Source organism: Jeotgalibaca sp. MA1X17-3 (assembly GCF_021513155.1).
In the GTDB taxonomy this organism is placed as follows: Bacteria; Bacillota; Bacilli; order Lactobacillales; family Aerococcaceae; genus Jeotgalibaca.
This window is the reverse complement of the sequence record NZ_CP090983.1, coordinates 1,530,849-1,551,522: the sequence shown is the minus strand read 5'-3', so window position 1 is coordinate 1,551,522 and position 20,674 is coordinate 1,530,849. Positions and strand designations below refer to the sequence as shown.

Here is a 20,674-nt window from a genome sequence, read left to right as displayed (position 1 = left end):
GGAAGGTGAAAAATTGAAAGTTCTTGTAGCAATAGATTCTTTCAAAAGCTCCCTTACTAGTCAAACAGCAAATCAGATCGTAGCAGATACCTTTGGAACCTTTGGACATGCAGTCGAAACATTTGCTATCTCTGATGGTGGGGAAGGATTTGTTTCCGCATACCTTGCAAACGATGTGTATCAAAGTGAATATATTGAAGTAGATACGTTCACTTCTTATGGAAAGCCAATGAAAGCAGGCTATATATATTTTAAGGAAGAGAAAAAGGCGATCGTTGAGATTGCCTTGGCCTCTGGTATTCAATTTAATGAAGAAAAAAATCTTCATCCAAATGATCTATCGTCTTATGGAACCGGACTAGTAGTGAAGGCTGCTATGGAAAATGGAGCTAAAAAGATTATCATTGGCCTAGGTGGTACAGGCACTGTTGATGGCGGTATGGGACTTTTACGAGCATTGGGAGTTACTTTTTATAATTCAGCTGACCAGGAATTAAGTGGAACTGGGAAAGATTTGGGGCAAGTAAGGTATCTAGATTTTGAAAATATCCACCCTTTCGTTGCTGAAGTAGAATTTATAGCTGCAGCAGATGTTGTTTCTAAACTGACGGGTCCCGATGGAGCTGTGAAGGTGTTTGGCAAACAAAAGGGCATCTTAGCAGAAGAGTTGGATGAGTATGAACAACGTATGAAACAATATCTGAAAGCAGTATCTGGAACCAATGTGTCCCATTCTGGAGACGGAGCAGCGGGAGGAGTTGGATTTGCAATTAGACATGGTTTAAATGGAAAAATTGTGAACGGCTTTACACAACTTTCTTCAGATTTTAAACTAGAAGACCAGATAAAAAAAGTAGATTTAGTAATTACCGGTGAAGGTCAAATAGATGAACAAAGTTTATTAGGAAAAGTACCGGTCAGTATCTCAAGGATTGCTCAGAAATATGAAATTCCCGTAATTGCTTTTGTAGGAAGTGAAAAGGGAAATTTAGAAAGAGCAACGGAAGAAGGATTATCGGTAATCGTTCCTATTGTAGATCGTGTTTCGACTTTAAAAGAGGCTCTTGAAAATGCTGATGGAAATTTAGAAAGAGCAGCTACACGCGTAGCAAAATTAGTAGGAATCATTCCTACTAAATGAGACTAAAAAAGAAGTGGCTGGGACTTTTGTCCCAGCCACTTCTTTTTACTTGATTTGTTTTTCAATAAATATTTTTATACCTTTATAATAAAGGAAAGCGGAGATTACTCCGATGATTCCTGTTTGTCCGTATGGGAAAATCAATACTGAATTTAGTAAAGAAAACAAGATTGTAGGGACAAAACTTGCTACCATCATAATTTTCCAATTAACAGAAAACGGAAGCCGAATTCGAAAGAGAGCAGACACAAGGTTTCCAATTATAGTGAAGAGAAGAAGACGAATAGCCGCTTCAAACATACCAGAAAGGAAGCTCAATACAATCATTGTGATGACGGTTATAGTATTCTTCGTACTAAAACGTGAAAGAAGAGAAGTGAAAAATTCGTCTGTAAATCCATCAGCATTTTCATAAGGAATATTGATTGGAACTTGATTGGTTAAGAGAGTGAATGAATCCTCTGTAAAGAGTAGATTCAGTATCGTATTTTCCACATCTTTTTCTTTTTCTAGTTCATCATATTGATTATGGATATCAAAAATGAAATTTAAAGAATCTGTTCGCACTACTAAAGCCTTTTCTAAAGGATCTTTCACGTTTACTGTTCCATCTTCAATCACAAAAGCTGGAATTTTAGTGGTTACTCTACTGATATCTTTTTCAATAGTAGCTACGGCATTCATGTTACTAATAAAAAATGGAATACCAACGATAAGAGAAGTTAATAAAAATAAATAAACAGTTTTTTTTCTTTTTAATTCAGTTGCCTTCCATAAATGAGAAGGATCTAGAAAAGAATTAAATAGTAATGTATACAACGAAATAATGATCACTCTTTTCTTCTATTTAAAATAAGATAATAATAGCTTAGCGAAAAAAAAGGAAAAAGGCAATGTAAAGATAAACACAAACAGTTCTTTTGATAAATAGACTAGAACGTGGTAATCTTATTATAGATTGAAAATATTAACTAGGAGGAAATTGAAATGGCTTTTACCTTACCTGATTTACCATATGATTACACGGCGTTGGAGCCTAATATTGGCGAAGATACAATGCGTACCCATCATGGCAAGCACCACGCTGCCTATGTAAAAAATGCGAATGCTGCATTGGAGAAATATCCAGAATTAGCAGAAAAAACTGTTGAAGAACTTCTGAAAGATATTGATTCTGTACCAGAAGATATCCGAACTGCATTTAGAAACAATGGCGGAGGACATGCAAACCATTCCTTATTCTGGACGATTCTATCACTAAATGGTGGAGGAGAACCAACGGGAGCTGTCAAGGATGCAATTGATGAAGCGTTTGGTAGTTTCAATGACTTTAAAGAAAAATTTAGCGCTGCTGCAACTGGTCGTTTTGGATCAGGATGGGCATGGCTAGTATTATCTGATGGAAAACTAGAAGTTACTTCTACTCCAAACCAAGATAGTCCTTTAATGAATGGTAAGACACCTGTTCTAGGTTTAGATGTATGGGAACATGCTTACTACCTAGACTATAAAAATGTTCGTCCAGACTATGTTCAATCATTTTGGAACCTTGTAAATTGGGATGAAGTAAATAAACGTATAGAAGCAACTAAATAATTACATAAAAAAATAAAGAGTGGGGCAATCCTACTCTTATTTTTTATGCTTTTTAAAACTTTTTCTATGATAGAAAATAATTAGAGTTGTAACAAATAAAGCAGCGATACTAATCAGAATTCCTTCTTGTAAATAAGGAACGTGATAGTTTAGTTGGATTTTATGAATCCCTTTTTTTATCGGAGCCGCTAAAAATCCATCTAAAGCAGAAATGGTTTCAACCTTTTCGCCATCAATCGATAGTTTCCAACCCTCAGAATAGGGGATAGAAGTCATTAGCAGAGAGTGATCATTTTTAATCTTCACATCTCCTTCTATTTTAGTTTGACTAAAGGAAGAAAGAGTTATTCCTTCTTCTTTTGCTTCTGTGATTACTTCTCGGAATTTTGAAAGATCAAACCTGTATAACTTTAGGTCACGTATAGTTATAGAATCTTTTAATAAAGAAAATTGGAAATTGAGAAGCTCATTTTTTTGATGACTAGCCACATTAAGTACTTGATCATTTCGAAACGTCGTATAATATCTAAATGTTTCATCATTTAAGGATAATTCTACTTCTTCATCTTTTAGACGGGAGTCCAGAACCAGATAATAGGGATCATCTGTTTTAGGAGTTATTTGAAGTTCAATCATGGCGTCTTCATTGGTGTCAGATTTGTTATACGTTCTGTTAACAGATTTAGAATTACCCAAATAATCAGATATATTTTCAGTAACAATAGAATCAAAAGATTCTTCTATATAAAAAGAAGATTCAGGTAGATTTGTCATAGCTGTTAAAATATCTTCTTGATTTTTAATTGGATTATTTTTTTCTAGTTCAACAGATGCAAGATCCTCTGAAACACCAAATACTAGTGGAAGAGCATACTCATTTTCATAAATATTCGTTCGTAAGGACTCTGACTCTAATTGATACTGCTGCATATCAGGACGAGTAGAATTAGCATATAAATGATATAAATCATAATTTTTTTTGAGTTCATCCGATAAAGGATTATTAACTCCAAAATAACGAATTCCAAAAAGAGAATCTGTAAAAAGTGTACCGGTTGAGTAGGATACAAAACCATTGCCATCCGGAAAGCCTAGTAAGCCATATAACTGAGGAACTTCCCTTTCAAAAGTGGAACTAAAGTGAGAAGCACTAGGATAATTAGCTTGAAAACTATCATTCTTTGACCGTTGAAAGACTTTTTCAATCCGGTAGAACTCATTGTCATCCGGCCTGATGTCTCGTAACATATCATCCAAGACAAGCTGATAATCATTAAAAGGTTTCATTTTTACATAGCTCAAACGAGTTAAGTCAATGGTTGCATTGGCACTCATCTCTACGGCTGTAATTAATAGGAGGACGTAAGGCATCCATTTATAAGAATTTTCTCTTAGTAATAATAAAACTAAAGTAAGGATCAACAGTATACCCGTTGCAAGAACTTGTATGGGAATAACAAAATCAAAATCTTTTTCTAACACATATAAGGCACTTCCCGTTTGAAGGACGAGTAAGGTACAAGCAAACCATAATGGAAAGCTCTTCGTTTTTTGAGCACTTCGAAACCCATTAAGTATTAAAAAGAAACACACAACGAAAGAGAAACGATATGGATACCAGATTGGATATTGAAAGGCATGCCAAACTTTATTAAGAAACTTAATATTCATAGAGGCAAAAAAGAAAACGGTGATGAAGAAAGAGACAATCCGTTCTTTTTTAGAAAAATTCTGGTTAAAAAAGTAAAAAAGAAATGTAACGAGTGCAAGTGTTCCGATGAAAAGATTCGGATGACCGGATGGCATCTGATCAAAATTAAAAGAACCAATATAGAATTTAGATAGAACTTCTAAAAAAGGATAATCTAGACTCCAATCAACAGTTTCATTAATATAACTGGCTTTTCCTCCCATTAATGAGAAAAAGTTAGGTAACAGGATGAAAGCAGAAAGAGTTGCACTTAATATAGAAAAAAATGCAAAACGAAGACTAGTAGAAAAGAAATGGTAGATTTTTTTCGATACAGTCCATTCGCTTGTTTTTTCTTGCTTTATGAGTGCAAAAATAAAATATAAGACTACAAAAAGACAAATCATGTATCCGATATAGTAGTGAGAAAAAAGCATGATTGCAAGCATGATACTATAAAATAAACCACTTTCTCCATCTACTAATTTTTCCACTCCCAATATAATGAGAGGTAAAAATACTAAACCGTCTAACCACATGACGTTTAACTGATTGGCAATTACAAATCCCATCATGGCATAAGCCAGAGAAAAAGTAGGAACCAGAAGACCTTTTCCTTCAAATTTTTTAATTAATAAGTAAGCGAAGGATAAGCTTGCAGAAGATATTTTTAAAATCATTAGTAACGTTACACCAACCGGAAGATATCTTTGAGGAGTAAATAAAAGAATTAAATTAAAAGGACTTGTTAAATAATAAGACCAGAGACCAACCATTTCACCGCCGATTCCCTTTGTAAATGAGTAGAGGAGGGCACTAGGTTCATGAAGCAAGGTATGTCTATAATAGCTAAAAAAATCAACGTATTGTTGTCCTAAATCGACAGTTAGTAATGTTTGTTTACCAAATGGATAGACACCAATTGATGCATATATGATAGAAATGATGACAAATGGTAACAAGAACGAAACAAATAGTAACATTTTACGAGAAAATGGTTTTGAGAATGATGGAAACATAAACAGGATCCTCCTACATCTATAAATGGTTGGTTTGAAAGAATATATATACAAAAGTAACATATTTAAATTTAAAATGCATTTTTTTGTGGAGCTCTCAGTGGTCTAATCCTTTCCAGCCTCATTGTAAATCAATCTTATTTTGATATAATGAGGTATTGAATTTTATAACATAGGAGTGTAGACATTGGGAAATTTTAAACAACAAAGTAGAAAAAATAATTCTCACATCCCTTTCCGTCTGAATCTATTATTTTTTATTGTTTTTTTACTCTTTTCAACTATTGTTGCCCGGTTAGGTTACTTGCAAATCATTCGCGGAGAAGAATTTGAAGCAATTGTTAGAAGAACGGAGACAACGGCTGTATCACAAACCGTTCCACGTGGCCTTATCTATGACCGGAATGGAAATATACTGGTAGGAAATCAAGCCCAACACTCTATTACATATACTAGAGGAGCGAATGACTCTGCTGAAACAATGGCAAAGACTGCTGAGACCTTATCAAGTATGATTAAAGTGAGTACGAGTAGTCTAACAGAAAGAGATTTAAAAGATTTTTGGGCGGCTACTCATTTAGAAGCATTACGCGAACGACTATCGGATGAAGAGAAATTACTTCCCGGTTCTGAATTATATACGGTTGAACTCGAGAAAATTACAGATGAGGATATTGATTTAACTGATGCTGAAAAACAAGCAGCTGCTATCTTTAAAAGTATGAATGGTGCAGCTGCCTTAACGACGATCAATATAAAAAATATAGAGGTAAGTGAATCTGAACTTGCGATTGTTAGTGAAAACCTTTCTAAATTAAACGGTGTAGAAGTTTCGAAAGATTGGCAACGTATTTATCCATATGGTGATCTATTAAGTACGATTTTAGGTGGAGTGACATCTGAAAAATCAGGATTACCAAGTGGGGAGATAGCTTCCTATCTAGCTAAAGGATACGCACGGAACGATCGCGTAGGAAATGCCTATTTAGAACAACAATACGAAACAGTTCTACGTGGCACAAAAGCTCAATATGAAATGACGACAAATCAGAATGGTGAAACAGTGGCTACTTCCCAAACATACGAGGGAAAGAAAGGCGACAACTTAATTTTGACCGTTGATATTCCTTATCAGCAAAAAATAGAGCAAATTGCTACTGATTTTTTAACTAGTGAAGAAGATGAATGGAATGACCGAATCTATATTGTAACTCTTAACCCTAAAAATGGTGATGTTTTAGGGATGACTGGTAAAAAGATTGATTATAAAACAGGAGAAGTAGTCGATAGTGTCCATGGCGTACTAAATGAAAACTTTATTATGGGGTCGACCATAAAAGGGGCAACGGTCCTTGCGGGTTACATGGATGGAGTTATTACTCTGACAGACAACACCTTGATTGATGAACCTTTGACTTTTCAAGGTACGGAGGAAAAATCTTCTTTATTCAATCAAGTTACAAATAATCAAATTCCTGTCAACGATATTATCGCCTTGGAAAAATCTTCCAATATCTATATGGTAAAGATTGCTATGTTGATGGGGGGACAAAATACATACGAATATAAAGGGCCTATCATGATTGATAAAGATGAAACATTGGCTAAGTTACGTTCCTATTATTCTCAATTTGGTTTAGGTGTAAAAACGGGAATTGATTTACCTAGTGAGTCGCAAGGATATTTAGGAGTTCCTCCTGAAGCAGGTGTAGTTTTAGATGAAGCGTATGGTCAATTTGATAATTATACGCCTATACAACTTGCCCAATATATAGCAACCATTGCAAATAATGGAACAAGGTATGCTCCACGGCTCGTGAAAGAGATTCGTGGAACCGATGAAAATGGGTCTCTCGGGGCTATTGAATCAACAATAGATCCAAAGGTCATGAATCAATTGAATGTCTCACAAGAGGCTATTAAGAGAGTACAACAAGGCATGTGGCAAGTTACTCATAGCCCAACTGCTTTTTCTACTAGTGTTTTTGGTGTAAATGACAGTATTGGGATTGCCGGTAAAACAGGAACAGGAGAATCCGTGTATCAAGGAGAAGTACCCGAACTTAAAAATCAAACTACAACTAACTCTGCTTTTGTAGGATATGCACCATTTGACGATCCAGAAATTGCGGTAGCTGTAATTATTCCTTATTTAAAAGAAAACAACGCACCTGCAACTCGAATTACAAAAGAAGTAATTGATGTTTATTTTGAAAATAAATAAGTACAAAAAAAGACTTCCTAAAAAATTAGGAAGTTTTTTTACTATAAAAATAAATAGAATTAGTTAATGAGCCGTAATAATATCGAGTACTTTTTGATAACCCATATCTTTGGAAAGAGTATAGGATCCGTATTGAATACTTGTGAGTTTTTGGTTCTCGATTAAGTAGGTTTGAGCCAGTTCATAATCGGTAATCAGTCCTTCTTGTATGAGGTTTTCTAGAACAACCGAAGAAGGTTCTCCTTCTTTTATAATGAAAATAATCGATTCTGATGTACCATTGGTTGATTCTGAAGGATCTTCAGAATCAGTACTTTCAGTAGATTGTACGGAATTAGATTCAAGGGTCTTAACATCTTGTTGTAATTGTTCATTTTCAGTAGAAAGAGATTCATATTTTTGCTTGTAGTCGACTTTGTCAGACTCTGTAACAAATAACGAACCTTGTATGAATTGGAAACTAGCCAAAATGAGCGCAGCTACGAAAAATCCAAGGGCTAGGAAACGCAGTTTATCTTTATTCATTGCTTCTCCTTTCTAAAACAGATGGGGGGATTGTTTATTGTAAATTTTCTAAATGATTATCGACAATCAATTGTACGGTTGTTTCAGGTATTTCTAGTTTTTCTGCAATTTCATCAAAAGTATTTCCCTGTTCATAAAGTCTAATCGTTTGTTGCTTTGTTAATTCATTTATTTTCTTAGGCCCCGTGACTTCTTCTTGAGGAACCGTAATTCCAGAAGCCTCTTCTAATTCAACAACTCTTTTTTTCAAGGAACGTAGGTCTTTCGTCATTTGGAGCGTAAAATCTGTTATTTCGGCAGTCATTGCACTATCTTTATTTTTTGAGAAGAAAGATATAAACAAGAGTATAATGGCAATCGCTAAAAGAATGATTACAATCATCCATAATTCCATTTTATTCACCTCAATTCCTTTCTTTTTCTGTCTCTCTACATTCTAATGAATTGACAAAATTTGTGCAACAGCAACTTTTCTCTTTTTTTCTCTCTAAAAGCGTGTATACTAGAAACAGTTGTAAATTAAAGCTGGATTATCATCCTTATTAATGATACAATTCAAAATGCAGAAGATGGAAGTTAATCTTCAATTTTTTTATGTTTGGAGGTATAAATAATGCGAGTAAACATTACTTTAGAATGCACAGAATGTAAAGAGCGTAATTATCTGACTCAGAAAAACAAACGCAATAATCCAGATCGTTTGGAAGAGAAAAAATATTGTCCACGTGAAAGACGTGTCACTTTACACCGTGAAGTAAAATAACAACAGGTCCTTCCTGTTGTTTTTTTTTATCTCAAAACCCCTATAATGAAGGAGGAATCCTTACTTGGATAAAAAAGAATTACGAGCTATTATTCTCAAACAGTTAAAAGAGCTTCCGATAGAAACTAGGGAAAACTTTAATAAAAGCTTGTTAAAACAATTAAAAGAAACCAATGAATGGAAGCAAGCACAGACGATTGCAGTTACGTTATCTCGCTTTCCTGAAGTAGACACAGAGTTGCTTGTTCAAGCAGCTTGGGATGATGGAAAACAGTTAGTCATTCCCTATAGTGGGAAGAACCGAAAATTATCTTTCTATGTGTATAGTCCTCAAACAAAAATAAAACAGAGTCGTTTTGGATTATGGGAACCAGAAAATCGTGAAGATGAGATAAAAAAAGAACGAATCGATTTAATTATCGTACCTGGACTTGCTTATTCTGACAAGGGATATCGGGTTGGATTTGGTGGCGGATACTATGATCGTTATTTAGCTTCTTACACGGGTAAAACTATTTCTATCTTGTATCCTTTCCAATTAGAACAAGAAACGAGTTCCTTAACAGAATCATTTGATATTCCTGTACAAAAACTACTGATAGCTTTTGAATAACCATTTGTGAAAATCATTAAAATTTGGAGGTGCTTCTATGAAACAATTAAATGTAAGAAGTAAATTTTCCAGTAAAAACCCAAACATGACGTATCTTCTTTTGGCCATTCAAATTATTGTTTTTATTTTGATGACTTTTTCCGGTGGAAGTACAAATTCGTACACCTTGATCTTTTTTGGAGCAAAATTTAATCCTGCCATTGTAGCAGGTCAATATTGGAGATTTATTACTCCTATGTTCTTACATATAGGATTCACACATATTCTAATGAATAGTATTACTTTGTATTTTCTAGGAGCAGAAATTGAAAGGATTTATGGAAGCTTTCGTTTTCTAATCATCTATCTTTTAGGCGGGATCATGGGGAATGTGATGAGCTTTGCTTTTTCAAATTCTCTTTCTGCAGGAGCAAGTACTTCGTTATTTGGTCTTTTTGCAGCAGCGATTGTATTAGGAAGAATGTATCCAGATAATTATGCGATTCGTCATATGGCACAAGGATTTACGATTTTAATCGTATTAAATTTCATTACGGGACTTACCTCGTCTTCTATTGATAATTGGGGTCATTTAGGTGGGGCTATAGGTGGTGCACTCTCCGCACTATTTATATCCGTTCCACGTTATGCTGGACCATTAAATAAAAAAAGGATAGGTGCGGGAGCAGCTTATGTAGGAATCATTATTCTTTTAATTTTTATAGGCTATACACGCTTACGTTTGCTATACTAATACAAACAACATTTTATTTTGGAGGCGTTCTATTTGTCAAAGAAAATTTTAGGAATTGACTTAGGTGGGACTTCTGTTAAGCTCGCAATTTTGACAGAAGAAGGAGAAGTTCAACAAAAATGGAGTATTGAGACAAACACTCTAGATGGTGGGAAACAAATTGTGCCCGATATTATTGAATCTGTTCATCATCATTTGGATTTGTATCAAATGGATGCTACTGATTTTGTAGGGATTGGAATGGGTTCTCCAGGTGCAGTTGATCGAATAAAAGGTACCGTTACCGGAGCATTCAATCTGAACTGGAAAAAGAAACAAGAAGTAAAGAAAACGATTGAGAACGCTTTGCAGATTCCTTTTTTTATTGATAATGATGCAAATGTAGCAGCATTAGGTGAAAAGTGGAAAGGTGCCGGTGCTGATAATAAAGACGTTGTGTTTATTACACTAGGTACAGGAGTTGGTGGTGGAATCATTGCTAATGGAGGTTTGGTTCATGGTGTTGCTGACTCAGGTGGAGAGATTGGACATATCACAATCGATCCAGGCGGATTTGAATGTTCTTGCGGTAAAAGAGGCTGTTTGGAAACAGTAGCAAGTGCTACAGGAATCCTTAATTTAGCGCGAAAACACTCAGATGAATTTGCTGGAGATTCTACTTTAAAAAATATGATTGATGATGGAAGACAAATTAGTGCAAAAGTTGTTTTTGATCAAGCCAAAGAAGAAGATGAATTTGCAAAGATGGTAGTAGATCGCTTTGCTTATTTCTTGGGGCTTGCTTGTAGCCATATTGGAAATATGCTGAATCCTCAATACATTGTTATTGGAGGCGGCGTATCAAATGCGGGTGAATTTTTAATAGAACAAGTACGCCATTATTTTGAGGAACATTCTTTTCCAAATGTACGAAAGACAACAAAAATTCGTCGTGCAGAACTAGGAAATGATGCAGGTGTGATCGGTGCAGGATATTTAGTAAAACAAAACCAAACACATTCCGCATAAAAGTAGAAAAGGGTGAGAGCGATCTAGTGATTGTTCTTACCTCTTTTTTGCCATTCTGACTTTATATTTCTTAAAAGTAGTAGAAAAGATTGAGGAAATTGTGTAATATAGATGGTAGAAGTAGAAAGGATGAATGTTTAAATATGAACGCTCTTCAAATCATCACAATTTTATTGTGGGTAATAATAGCTGGGATTGGTATTTATCAACTTTTTCGTTATTTTCAAAGAAGAAATGCCGCAACATTTCTTACTTCTGAAGAATTCCGCAAAGATATTCGGAAAGTACAAGTTATTGATGTACGTGAGAGACCGAGATTCGAAGCAGGTCATATTTTAGGAGCTAGAAACATTGCTTTTACAGCGTTCAAAGAACGTTTTCCAGAAATTCGTAAAGATCAGCCTGTTTATCTTTATGACCAAAGAACATCTCTTAGTGGACGAGCTGCTGCTCATTTAAAAAAGAATGGATATACGCAAATTTACATTCTTAAGGGCGGCTACGATAATTGGGATGGAAAAATAAAAAAAGGTTCATAATAAAAAAAACTGCCTAAAAAAAGGGCAGTTTTTTTTAAGAATTACAATAGAATTTTTATATGGTGATCCTTACTTATTAATAAATAAAGAGTAAAGAGCAGTAAGAACGCCACTACCGACCATGGCGAATAGCATGATCCAAATAACGACTTTTGACATTTTATTAAATTTGGATGTAGTTGATTTTTTGTTTTTGCTCACAAATTTTACCACCTTTATTAGATTTCATGGATAAGTTTACAATAAATTTGACTAGAAGTAAAATGAATATATTTTAAGTCGTATAAAATCAGAAAGTTTTTACTAGATTATGCGGCAAAAATAGTACGAGATGCTTCCTATTTAGAAGCTTTTTTGTTAGGATTAACCTTATGAGAGAATGTGTTTATTATGAAGGGAGTATTAAATATGTCTAAACAACAAATCGGAGTTGTTGGAATGGCCGTAATGGGTAAAAACCTTGCACTTAATATTGAAAGCAGAGGTTATACGGTTTCCATCTATAATCGAACAGGTTCAAAAACTGAAGCAGTAGTAGAAGAAAATCCTGATAAAAATTTAGTTGCTACATTTACTATAGAGGAGTTTGTAAATTCCTTAGAAAAACCAAGAAGAATTTTGTTAATGGTTAAAGCAGGGGACGCAACTGATAAAACGATTCAATCTTTACTTCCACACCTTGATAAAGGCGATGTACTGATTGATGGAGGAAATACGTTCTATAAAGAAACAATTCGTCGAACAAAAGAATTAGAAAATTCAGGAATCAACTTTATAGGTACAGGTGTTTCTGGCGGAGAAGAGGGCGCATTGAAGGGTCCTTCTATTATGCCGGGTGGACAAAAAGAAGCATACGATTTAGTAGCTCCTATTTTGAAAGAAATTGCAGCAAAAGCTGAAGATGGCGAACCATGTGTTACTTATATGGGTAGCGATGGTGCAGGTCATTATGTGAAGATGGTACATAATGGAATTGAGTATGGCGATATGCAATTGATTGCAGAGTCCTACGATTTAATGAGAAACTTCTTAAACATGAGTGTGGAAGAAATTGCTGGTGTATTTAAAGAGTGGAATGAAGGCGAATTAGATAGTTTCCTCATTGAGATTACAGCAGACATTCTTACTAAATATGATCCAGAAACTGGAAAACCAATGGTAGATATTATTCTAGACCGTGCTGGAAATAAAGGAACGGGTAAATGGACGTCCCAAAGTGCTTTGGACTTAGGTGTTCCGCTACCGTTAATCACAGAATCAGTTTTTGCACGATTTATTTCTGCTTTAAAAACAGAACGTGTAGAAGCAAGTAAAATCCTTCCAAAAGTAGAAGGTGAGTTACCTGAAGTAGATCGAGCTGAATTTTTAGAAAATATTCGTAAAGCTTTGTATTTCAGTAAAATTATGAGCTACGCACAAGGGTTCTCCCAATTACGTTTTGCAAGTGAAGAAAATGAATGGGATCTTCAGTATGGTGAAATTGCAAAAATTTGGCGTGCGGGATGTATCATCCGAGCAGCCTTCTTACAAAATATAACAGATGCTTATGATAAAAAACCAGAATTAGCAAATCTTTTATTAGATGATTATTTTGTTGCCATTACTAAAGAATACAATCAATCCGTTCGTAAAGTTGTCTCAACAGCAGTACTAGCAGGAGTTCCAGTACCAACATTCTCTTCTGCTATTGCATACTTTGATTCTTATCGTGCAGAAACATTACCAGCAAACATTATCCAAGCTCAACGTGACTTCTTTGGAGCACATACATATGAGCGTACTGATAAAACTGGCTCGTACCATTTTGAATGGGAAGAGGGAGTAGAAACAAAAGAAGACTAACAAACGATTGAATTGAATAGAATTTCCCCCACCTTTAAAAACTTCTAAGCATGTTTACGTGAGTAGGAAGTCCTTAATGGGAGGGGGTTTTTCTTTGATATTAAAAGCATGATAGATTCATATAATAGAAAAAGAATACCGCTATTAAGTTGTTTTCCTATTTATTTACAGAATCAGATGCGCTTTTCATTATAAATATGCTAAAATAAGATGAGAGAATAATGGCAACTCAAAATAGCTGGATAATGGACAGAAAAAGGGAGAAACTTATGGAAAAAATAGAAAACCAACGTATATTGATTATTGAAGACGAAAAAAACCTTTCTCGTTTTATTGAATTGGAATTAAAGCATGAAGGATATGAGACTGAGATTTGTTATAACGGTCGCACTGGTTTGGAAGCAGCCTTAAATTCAGATTGGGATTTAATCCTATTAGATTTGATGCTTCCAGAATTAAATGGAATTGAAGTGTGTCGTCGTCTCCGCCCAATGAAAAATACTCCTATCATCATTATGACTGCTCGTGATTCTGTCATCGATAGAGTTTCAGGATTAGATCATGGAGCAGATGATTATATTGTAAAACCTTTTGCAATTGAAGAATTATTGGCACGTATCCGGGCATTACTGCGTCGTATTGAAATTGAAGAAGAACAACGTAAAGTAAAACAAACAACCGTTACTTACCGCGACCTAGTAATTGAAAAAGAAAACAGAGTGGTACGTAGAGGAGACGAACAAATTGAATTGACTAAACGTGAATATGAACTTCTATTAATCTTAATGGAAAATATTAACGTTGTTTTATCAAGAGAAGTTCTTTTAAACAAAGTTTGGGGCTATAAATCAGAAGTTGAAACAAACGTAGTGGATGTATATATCCGTTACTTAAGAAATAAGATAGATGTAACTGGAAAAGATAGTTATATTCAAACTGTTCGTGGAACTGGTTATGTGATGCGTTCCCAAAATGTTGGATAGGATTGATTTTATGGCAAATAAAAGAAAAGGAAATCCCCAATCCATTCGTTGGAAGTGGGGGTTTCGTTTAACGATTACTTTTTTCCTTTTTTTTCTTTTTTCTTCTGCCATTTTAATGAGTGAGATTCATCAAAATTTATATCAAAAAGAAGAAGAAAACGCAAAAGAAATGCTTCAATCTGTTATTGAGACCTTTAGACAGGTGGATACTCGATTAACAAAAAGCAATGTGGAAAGTTTGATTGATAAAATCTCTGTTTCTACAACAACAAAAGGATTAAAGAAAGTAGATAATATTCCTTACCTAGAAGACTTGAAGAGTAAGGGAATCACGCTCCGTGTCTTTGACGTGGAAGGGGATCTTCTATATGAATCCCAAAAAAGCAATACGACCTTCCAAAAAACTTCAGGGTACTATTTTCAAACACAACAAATAAATAATCGTGATGCGTTTATCGGTGGCAGTACCATTTTAGGTGAAACTAGGTCATTATTGTTGGGATATGTGCAAGTTACTTTCCGTCTGACCGAATACCATGAAATCATTGCCTATAATAATAAATATTTCTTTCTCTTACAATTAGTAGGAGTCGTTCTTTCTGTTATCTTTGGCTATGGAAGTGCACTTTTATTCTTTAAGCCAATTAAGCATATGGCGGATACGATGAATGAAATTACAGAAGACACTCTTTCCCAAACTAGGATTAAAATTAAAGAAGGACGGAATACAGATGAACTAACTGATTTATCTATACAAATTAATAACTTGATGGATAAAATGGCTCATTATGTAACCCAACAAAAACAATTTGTGGAAGATGTTTCTCATGAACTTCGAACACCCACAGCGATTGTAGAAGGGCACTTAAAGTTATTGAATCGTTGGGGAAAAGATGATCCACAAGTACTGGATGAATCTCTGGCCGCCTCTTTAAATGAAATTACAAGAATGAAAACATTAGTACAAGAAATGTTAGATTTATCTAGAGCAGAACAAGTTCAGATTCATTACCAAAATGAAGAAACACCTATTATTAGTGTCGTAACGCAAATTTTCCACAACTTTGAAATGCTTTATCCTGAATTTCATATTTATCTAGATCAAGATATCGATGAAGAAAGATATGTAAATGTATATCGCAATCATTTAGAGCAAGTTTTAGTGATTTTATTGGATAATGCAGTGAAATATTCTTTAGATCGAAAAGAAATTCATATTTCTTTATCTGAAACTCTTTCTAAGGTACAAATTGCCATACAAGATTTTGGTGAAGGAATGTCCCAAAAAGATCAGCAAAAAATATTTAATCGTTTCTATCGCATAGACAAGGCCAGAACACGAGAAAGTGGTGGACATGGACTTGGTTTGGCGATTGCCAAAGAATTGTTAGAAGGATACAAAGGAGATATTTCTGTGGAAAGTGTGTTAGGGCATGGAACTATTTTCCGAATCCAACTTCCCTATATTGAAAAGGAAATGACGGAAGAAAAATAAAAAGACCTTTCCCAATTTATTTGTTGGGAAAGGTCTTTTTTATTGTGAAAGTTACTTGCGTTTTTGTTTGCCAGCATTTCTACCTGAAGCTTTATCAGCATATCTTTGTGAAGCTGATAAGGTTTTGACAGGTTTTTCTTTTGGTTTTTCTGAAACAGGTTTTGCTTGTTTCATTGGTTTTTTAATCGGATTTTTCTTTATTTCTTCTTCAACCTGAGCTTGAACTTTTGGCTTAATCAGTTTATTTTGTGTAAACGTCTGAGCTGCAGCAAAAATTCCACCAGCTAGCCAATAAAGAGCTAGTCCAGCAGGGGAAGACCATGAGAAGAATAGAATCATTACTGGATTCAACATCATCATTGATTTCATTTGTTTTTTTGATTCTTCCGGAACACCAATCATTGAAACGTAACCTTGGACAACATAAGCTAGTCCAGCTAAAATCGCAAGGAGGGCACTTGAATCTCCTAAATTAATTCCTAAAAATGTACTTGCTGCAATCTCTGGCGTTAAGTTAACGGCCTGATACATTGCAGTGAAAATGGGCATTTGGATTAGAATGGGTAAACAACCAACTCCACCCGTCATGCTAATATTGTTATCTTTATATAGAGACATCATCTCTTGAGAAACGGTTTGCTTCTCTTCAGGAGTAACCGCCTGTTTCTGACGCCGCTGAATATCATCTAAGTCAGGCTTGATATAACGCATTTTTTCTTGCTGAATCATGGATTTCTTAATCTGACTAAAATTAAGAGGCATGATAATAATTCGAACAATGATGGTAATTACGATAATGGCTAAGCCATAATTCCCATCAAATAACTCTGCCATCCAGATAATAAACTTACTGGTTGGTACAACTAGGTTTTCATAAATGAAACCTGTCGGATTGCGGTTTTCATCATACTTCATACAACCTGATAAAAATGTCAGGAGAGCAAGCATTTCAGCTGAGAACATTAACTTTTTCTTTAGCTTCATATCAACATTCCTTTACTTTATTCATTCGTTGATAACTATACAGGAGTAAAGCATCTATTTCAATTGGTAATATGGAAACTTATGAAATTTTCAATAGATTCTTTTTCTTCGATTGAAACATGATCGACTTTCGAAAAAGGAGTGGGATTATTTTTGATTTTTTCAATGAAGTTTTCTAGCTGTTTTGCTTCGCCAACCGCTTCAATAGAAACTGTTCCGTCCTCATTATTACGAACTGTTCCTTTAATTCCTATTTCATCTGCAATTTGTTTAGTTGTATAGCGAAATCCGACCCCTTGTACGCGTCCTTCTACTAAAAGTAAAGCATTCTTTATCATAATAAACCTCCTTTTTAGTACCAAATATTTCCATTCAATCATCTATTCTGATATATTTTTAGTGTACTGAATACAGTTGCTATAGTCAATGAAACAACTATTTTGAGTCACCCCTAAAAATGAAAAGAGGTTTTAATATGTATCAGGTTTATTTGACTGAAGGCGAGTATGAACCTTGGTGGTTTTTTGATGATTGGAAAACATTAATTATAGAAGAAAAAACGTTTAAAAATCTTGAAGAAGCTATTGAAGAATATAATAGTGAATTTTTTAAACATTCTAATACGTATCCCTATCAAAAAACAAAGAAATCTTTTTTGACCGCTTTTTGGTGTGATGAAGAAAAAGTTTTCTGTGAATCTTGTGATGATGACATTCAAATTTATCATGGTGTCATGCTTTTAAAAGATGGACAGCGTATTTCATAAACTTCCCTTACATAAATCTCTGTAAGGGATTTTTTGTTGATTATCTTTTTTGTTACAATATGTTGTATAATAGACAACAGAGGATATTTTTAATATGTATGTTCAGTAAAAATATTAATCGTTGTAAAGAGGGAAGGAGTGAAGAACATGGCGAAACAATCTCCGAAAAAAAGTCGGAAATCTACTTCGAAAAACAAAAAAACAAATCGTATCTCTCATGAACTAACTGGAATTCTATATTTATTTGCAGCAGTTTTAGGGATAAGTCAATTAGGCTTTGCTGGCATTTTAACTGCTAATTTTTTCCGTTTCTTTTTTGGTGAAATATTTATAGTTCCTTTGGGATTATTTGGAATATATGGATTATATTTATTGATTATGGGGAACGAGCCACGATTGCGGAAGAAGTACATTCTTTCTGGCATCTTGCTATTGTTAGCATCTATGCTTTATTTGCATGCTGCTTCTTTTCAGACCATCGCTTCTGCAGGAGGTTCCGTTTTTCAAGTTACACTGGTGCGATTTTTATCTGATACACGAGCCAGCACGATTACTGGAACCATGGGCGGAGGAATGATTGGTGCCATCTTATACATGACGACTCATTTTCTGGTGGCACAATGGGGAACTTTTGTGATTATTGGACTCCTAATCTTTTTAGGAATCTGTACGATATTAGGAATGAGTACCCACGATGTTATGCAAATGGTACGAAAAGTTTTGTTCCAAGTAGGGAACCTTTTGAAAATAGGATATGGATGGATTTCAAATAGGCTTTCACGACAATGGACAAGTTTAAAAGAACGTTTTATAAATAAAACCAACCAAAATAAAACAACAACTCCCTCCTCTATTGAAGAATCTGGAGAAGATTCTGTACAAGAGGATAATTGGTTGTCAAAAGCAAGAAATAAAATAACAAAAGGTGCAGAGACAAACGAAGCAGGAGAAAATCAGCAGTCTACAGACGGATCTGACATTCCTGCATCAGTTCAATTGACCATTGATAGTTATCAAAGACAGCAAGAAAATGAGGAAAAGCTTTTTGAAAAAGTACCTCCTTCTGATCCAACGATCGCTTCTAGACAAAAAACAGGAGACGAACAGGGAGGGGAAGAAAATGAAACGGACCTTGAATTTGAAATAAAAGAAGAAACGGAAAATCGAGATTATATTTTACCGGAAAATCATCTTTTAAATGACGTAAAACCAACCGACCAATCTCAAGAATATGGCATTATTGAAAAAAATGTTAAAAAATTAGAAGAAACATTTAAAAGCTTTGGAGTGGATGCGAAAGTCCGAAAAGCAAACTTGGGTCCAGCGGTTACGAAATATGAGATTCAACCTGCTGTAGGTGTAAAAGTCAGTAAAATTGTGAGTCTTGCAGATGATATTGCTCTAGCACTCGCTGCGAAAGATATTCGTCTGGAAGCACCAATTCCTGGGAAATCCTTTATTGGAATTGAAGTTCCTAATAGTGAGGTTAGTACTGTGTCCTTTCGAAATGTTATGGAAGGTCAAAAATATACAGAAAAACTTCTTGAAGTTCCTTTAGGAAGAGATATTTCAGGGATTGTTCAAACGGCTGATTTAACGAAGATGCCTCACTTACTTATAGCCGGTGCAACTGGAAGTGGTAAGTCAGTTTGTATCAATGGAATCATCACAAGTATTTTGATGAAGGCAAAACCGAACGAAGTAAAAATGATGATGATTGATCCTAAAAAAGTAGAATTAAATGTATACAATGGCATTCCCCATCTACTTACTCCAGTAGTGACCAATCCTAGAAAAGCAGCACAGGCATTACACAAGGTAGTAGCTGAGATGGAAAGAAGATATGAATTATTTGCGGGAACGGGTATGAGGAATATTGATGGCTACAATGATCTCATCACGGAACACAACCTTGAAAAAGGAGAAGATAATCCACGACTACCTTACATTGTAGTGATTGTAGATGAATTAGCTGATTTGATGATGGTTGCTAGCAATGAAGTGGAAGATGCCATTACTCGTTTAGCTCAAATGGCGCGTGCAGCTGGAATACATATGATCTTAGCCACTCAAAGACCAAGTGTGGATGTTATTACAGGAATCATTAAAGCAAATGTTCCTTCACGTGTTGCGTTTGCCGTTTCTAGTTCAACTGATTCTCGAACCATTATTGATGGAGGTGGGGCTGAAAAACTATTAGGACGTGGTGATATGTTATTCCGTCCAATGGGAGAAAATAAGCCGATTCGAATTCAAGGAGCCTTTATATCAGATGCTGAAGTAGAACGTGTTGTTTCTTTTGTAAAAGATCAACAGGAAGCTAATTATTCAGAAGAAATGATGCAATTAGATAGTACGGCACCGATTAAAGAAGAACCGGAAGATGAACTATTCCATGATGCCATAGAATTTATCCGAAATGATGATACAGCGAGTATCTCAAAACTACAAAGAAGATTCCGTATTGGTTATAATCGTGCAGCACGAATGATAGACGATATGGAAGCAAGAGGAATTGTAGGTCCACCCGACGGTAGTAAACCGCGAAAAGTGAATATCAGTGATGAAATTTACCCACAAAGTACGGAATTAGAAGATAGTCCTTAAAAGGAAAGGGTTACAATTCAGATGTTTCACTCATAAAATGAAAAACGAATGAAAATTTGTCTGTAAACATTCCTTATTCGAAAGAAATGTGATATTCTTTTTTTAAGCGAGGCTTGTACTTGCAAACGATGAGTTGTAAAACTCAA

At 34.8% G+C, this 20,674-nt stretch carries 20 protein-coding genes; 13 read left to right on the top strand and 7 right to left on the bottom strand.

Going from position 1 to position 20,674, the window contains the following annotated elements; translation table 11 throughout:
- Positions 1 to 13: 13 nt before the first annotated feature.
- Positions 14 to 1,141: a glycerate kinase gene (locus LZ578_RS07705; RefSeq protein ID WP_235144604.1), complete on the top strand. Its 1,128-nt coding sequence runs from the start codon at positions 14 to 16 to the stop codon at positions 1,139 to 1,141.
- 45 nt (positions 1,142 to 1,186) lie between these two features.
- Here the strand turns inward: LZ578_RS07705 and LZ578_RS07700 are convergent, their stop codons facing one another.
- Entirely contained in the window at positions 1,187 to 1,975 is a 789-nt protein-coding gene (locus LZ578_RS07700; protein WP_235144603.1) for a DUF1189 family protein, read from the bottom strand.
- A gap of 153 nt (positions 1,976 to 2,128) precedes the next feature.
- Between LZ578_RS07700 and LZ578_RS07695 the strand changes: the two genes are divergently transcribed.
- Positions 2,129 to 2,737 carry a superoxide dismutase gene (locus LZ578_RS07695; protein ID WP_235144602.1) on the top strand — a complete coding sequence of 203 codons (609 nt, stop codon included), beginning with the start codon at positions 2,129 to 2,131 and terminating at the stop codon, positions 2,735 to 2,737.
- Between the two features lie 36 nt (positions 2,738 to 2,773).
- Here the strand turns inward: LZ578_RS07695 and LZ578_RS07690 are convergent, their stop codons facing one another.
- Positions 2,774 to 5,446, bottom strand: coding sequence for a YfhO family protein (locus LZ578_RS07690; RefSeq protein ID WP_235144601.1), 2,673 nt, complete (start codon positions 5,444 to 5,446; stop codon positions 2,774 to 2,776).
- Positions 5,447 to 5,633: 187 nt separating this feature from the next.
- Between LZ578_RS07690 and LZ578_RS07685 the strand changes: the two genes are divergently transcribed.
- Positions 5,634 to 7,670 carry a penicillin-binding protein 2 gene (locus tag LZ578_RS07685; RefSeq protein ID WP_235144600.1) on the top strand — a complete coding sequence of 679 codons (2,037 nt, stop codon included), beginning with the start codon at positions 5,634 to 5,636 and terminating at the stop codon, positions 7,668 to 7,670.
- Between the two features lie 63 nt (positions 7,671 to 7,733).
- On the opposite strand, the gene LZ578_RS07680 is transcribed toward LZ578_RS07685, so the two are convergent.
- Together LZ578_RS07680 and LZ578_RS07675 are read right to left on the bottom strand one after the other, a co-directional pair.
- The gene (locus LZ578_RS07680; RefSeq protein ID WP_235144599.1) at positions 7,734 to 8,195 is read right to left on the bottom strand and encodes a hypothetical protein; all 462 of its coding nucleotides are present in this window, start codon (positions 8,193 to 8,195) and stop codon (positions 7,734 to 7,736) included.
- Between the two features lie 34 nt (positions 8,196 to 8,229).
- Positions 8,230 to 8,589, bottom strand: coding sequence for a helix-turn-helix domain-containing protein (locus LZ578_RS07675; protein ID WP_235144598.1), 360 nt, complete (start codon positions 8,587 to 8,589; stop codon positions 8,230 to 8,232).
- A gap of 219 nt (positions 8,590 to 8,808) precedes the next feature.
- Here LZ578_RS07675 and rpmG point away from each other — a divergent pair, with 219 nt between their 5' ends.
- The 5 genes from rpmG to LZ578_RS07650 all read left to right on the top strand — a co-directional run bounded on the left by rpmG (position 8,809) and on the right by LZ578_RS07650 (position 11,851).
- Entirely contained in the window at positions 8,809 to 8,958 is a 150-nt protein-coding gene (gene rpmG / locus LZ578_RS07670; RefSeq protein ID WP_235144597.1) for a 50S ribosomal protein L33, read from the top strand.
- A gap of 64 nt (positions 8,959 to 9,022) precedes the next feature.
- Positions 9,023 to 9,571, top strand: a complete 549-nt coding sequence (locus tag LZ578_RS07665) for a 5-formyltetrahydrofolate cyclo-ligase (protein WP_235144596.1) — start codon at positions 9,023 to 9,025, stop codon at positions 9,569 to 9,571.
- Between the two features lie 37 nt (positions 9,572 to 9,608).
- Positions 9,609 to 10,304 (top strand): rhomboid family intramembrane serine protease, encoded by a 696-nt coding sequence (locus tag LZ578_RS07660; RefSeq protein ID WP_235144595.1) that lies wholly within the window; start codon positions 9,609 to 9,611, stop codon positions 10,302 to 10,304.
- Positions 10,305 to 10,337: 33 nt separating this feature from the next.
- Positions 10,338 to 11,312 (top strand): ROK family glucokinase, encoded by a 975-nt coding sequence (locus LZ578_RS07655; protein ID WP_235144594.1) that lies wholly within the window; start codon positions 10,338 to 10,340, stop codon positions 11,310 to 11,312.
- Between the two features lie 143 nt (positions 11,313 to 11,455).
- On the top strand, positions 11,456 to 11,851 hold the full coding sequence (locus tag LZ578_RS07650; protein WP_235144593.1) for a rhodanese-like domain-containing protein: 396 nt from the start codon (positions 11,456 to 11,458) through the stop codon (positions 11,849 to 11,851).
- A 69-nt stretch (positions 11,852 to 11,920) separates the two neighbouring features.
- Here the strand turns inward: LZ578_RS07650 and LZ578_RS07645 are convergent, their stop codons facing one another.
- Positions 11,921 to 12,052: a DUF4044 domain-containing protein gene (locus tag LZ578_RS07645; RefSeq protein ID WP_235144592.1), complete on the bottom strand. Its 132-nt coding sequence runs from the start codon at positions 12,050 to 12,052 to the stop codon at positions 11,921 to 11,923.
- Positions 12,053 to 12,259: 207 nt separating this feature from the next.
- Between LZ578_RS07645 and gndA the strand changes: the two genes are divergently transcribed.
- From gndA to LZ578_RS07630, 3 genes are all read left to right on the top strand, one after another.
- Positions 12,260 to 13,693 (top strand): NADP-dependent phosphogluconate dehydrogenase, encoded by a 1,434-nt coding sequence (gene gndA / locus LZ578_RS07640; RefSeq protein ID WP_235144591.1) that lies wholly within the window; start codon positions 12,260 to 12,262, stop codon positions 13,691 to 13,693.
- A 269-nt stretch (positions 13,694 to 13,962) separates the two neighbouring features.
- A complete protein-coding gene (locus LZ578_RS07635; RefSeq protein WP_235144590.1) occupies positions 13,963 to 14,676 on the top strand; it encodes a response regulator transcription factor in 714 nt (237 codons plus the stop codon).
- Between the two features lie 10 nt (positions 14,677 to 14,686).
- The gene (locus LZ578_RS07630) at positions 14,687 to 16,171 is read left to right on the top strand and encodes a HAMP domain-containing histidine kinase (protein ID WP_235144589.1); all 1,485 of its coding nucleotides are present in this window, start codon (positions 14,687 to 14,689) and stop codon (positions 16,169 to 16,171) included.
- Between the two features lie 51 nt (positions 16,172 to 16,222).
- Here LZ578_RS07630 and yidC read toward each other — a convergent pair whose 3' ends face one another.
- Together yidC and LZ578_RS07620 are read right to left on the bottom strand one after the other, a co-directional pair.
- Positions 16,223 to 17,155, bottom strand: coding sequence for a membrane protein insertase YidC (gene yidC, locus LZ578_RS07625; protein ID WP_235144588.1), 933 nt, complete (start codon positions 17,153 to 17,155; stop codon positions 16,223 to 16,225).
- Between the two features lie 59 nt (positions 17,156 to 17,214).
- The gene (locus tag LZ578_RS07620; protein ID WP_235144587.1) at positions 17,215 to 17,493 is read right to left on the bottom strand and encodes an acylphosphatase; all 279 of its coding nucleotides are present in this window, start codon (positions 17,491 to 17,493) and stop codon (positions 17,215 to 17,217) included.
- Positions 17,494 to 17,630: 137 nt separating this feature from the next.
- Between LZ578_RS07620 and LZ578_RS07615 the strand changes: the two genes are divergently transcribed.
- Together LZ578_RS07615 and LZ578_RS07610 are read left to right on the top strand one after the other, a co-directional pair.
- Positions 17,631 to 17,921: a DUF1033 family protein gene (locus LZ578_RS07615; protein WP_235144586.1), complete on the top strand. Its 291-nt coding sequence runs from the start codon at positions 17,631 to 17,633 to the stop codon at positions 17,919 to 17,921.
- A gap of 147 nt (positions 17,922 to 18,068) precedes the next feature.
- The gene (locus LZ578_RS07610) at positions 18,069 to 20,528 is read left to right on the top strand and encodes a DNA translocase FtsK (protein WP_235144585.1); all 2,460 of its coding nucleotides are present in this window, start codon (positions 18,069 to 18,071) and stop codon (positions 20,526 to 20,528) included.
- Positions 20,529 to 20,674: the final 146 nt, after the last annotated feature.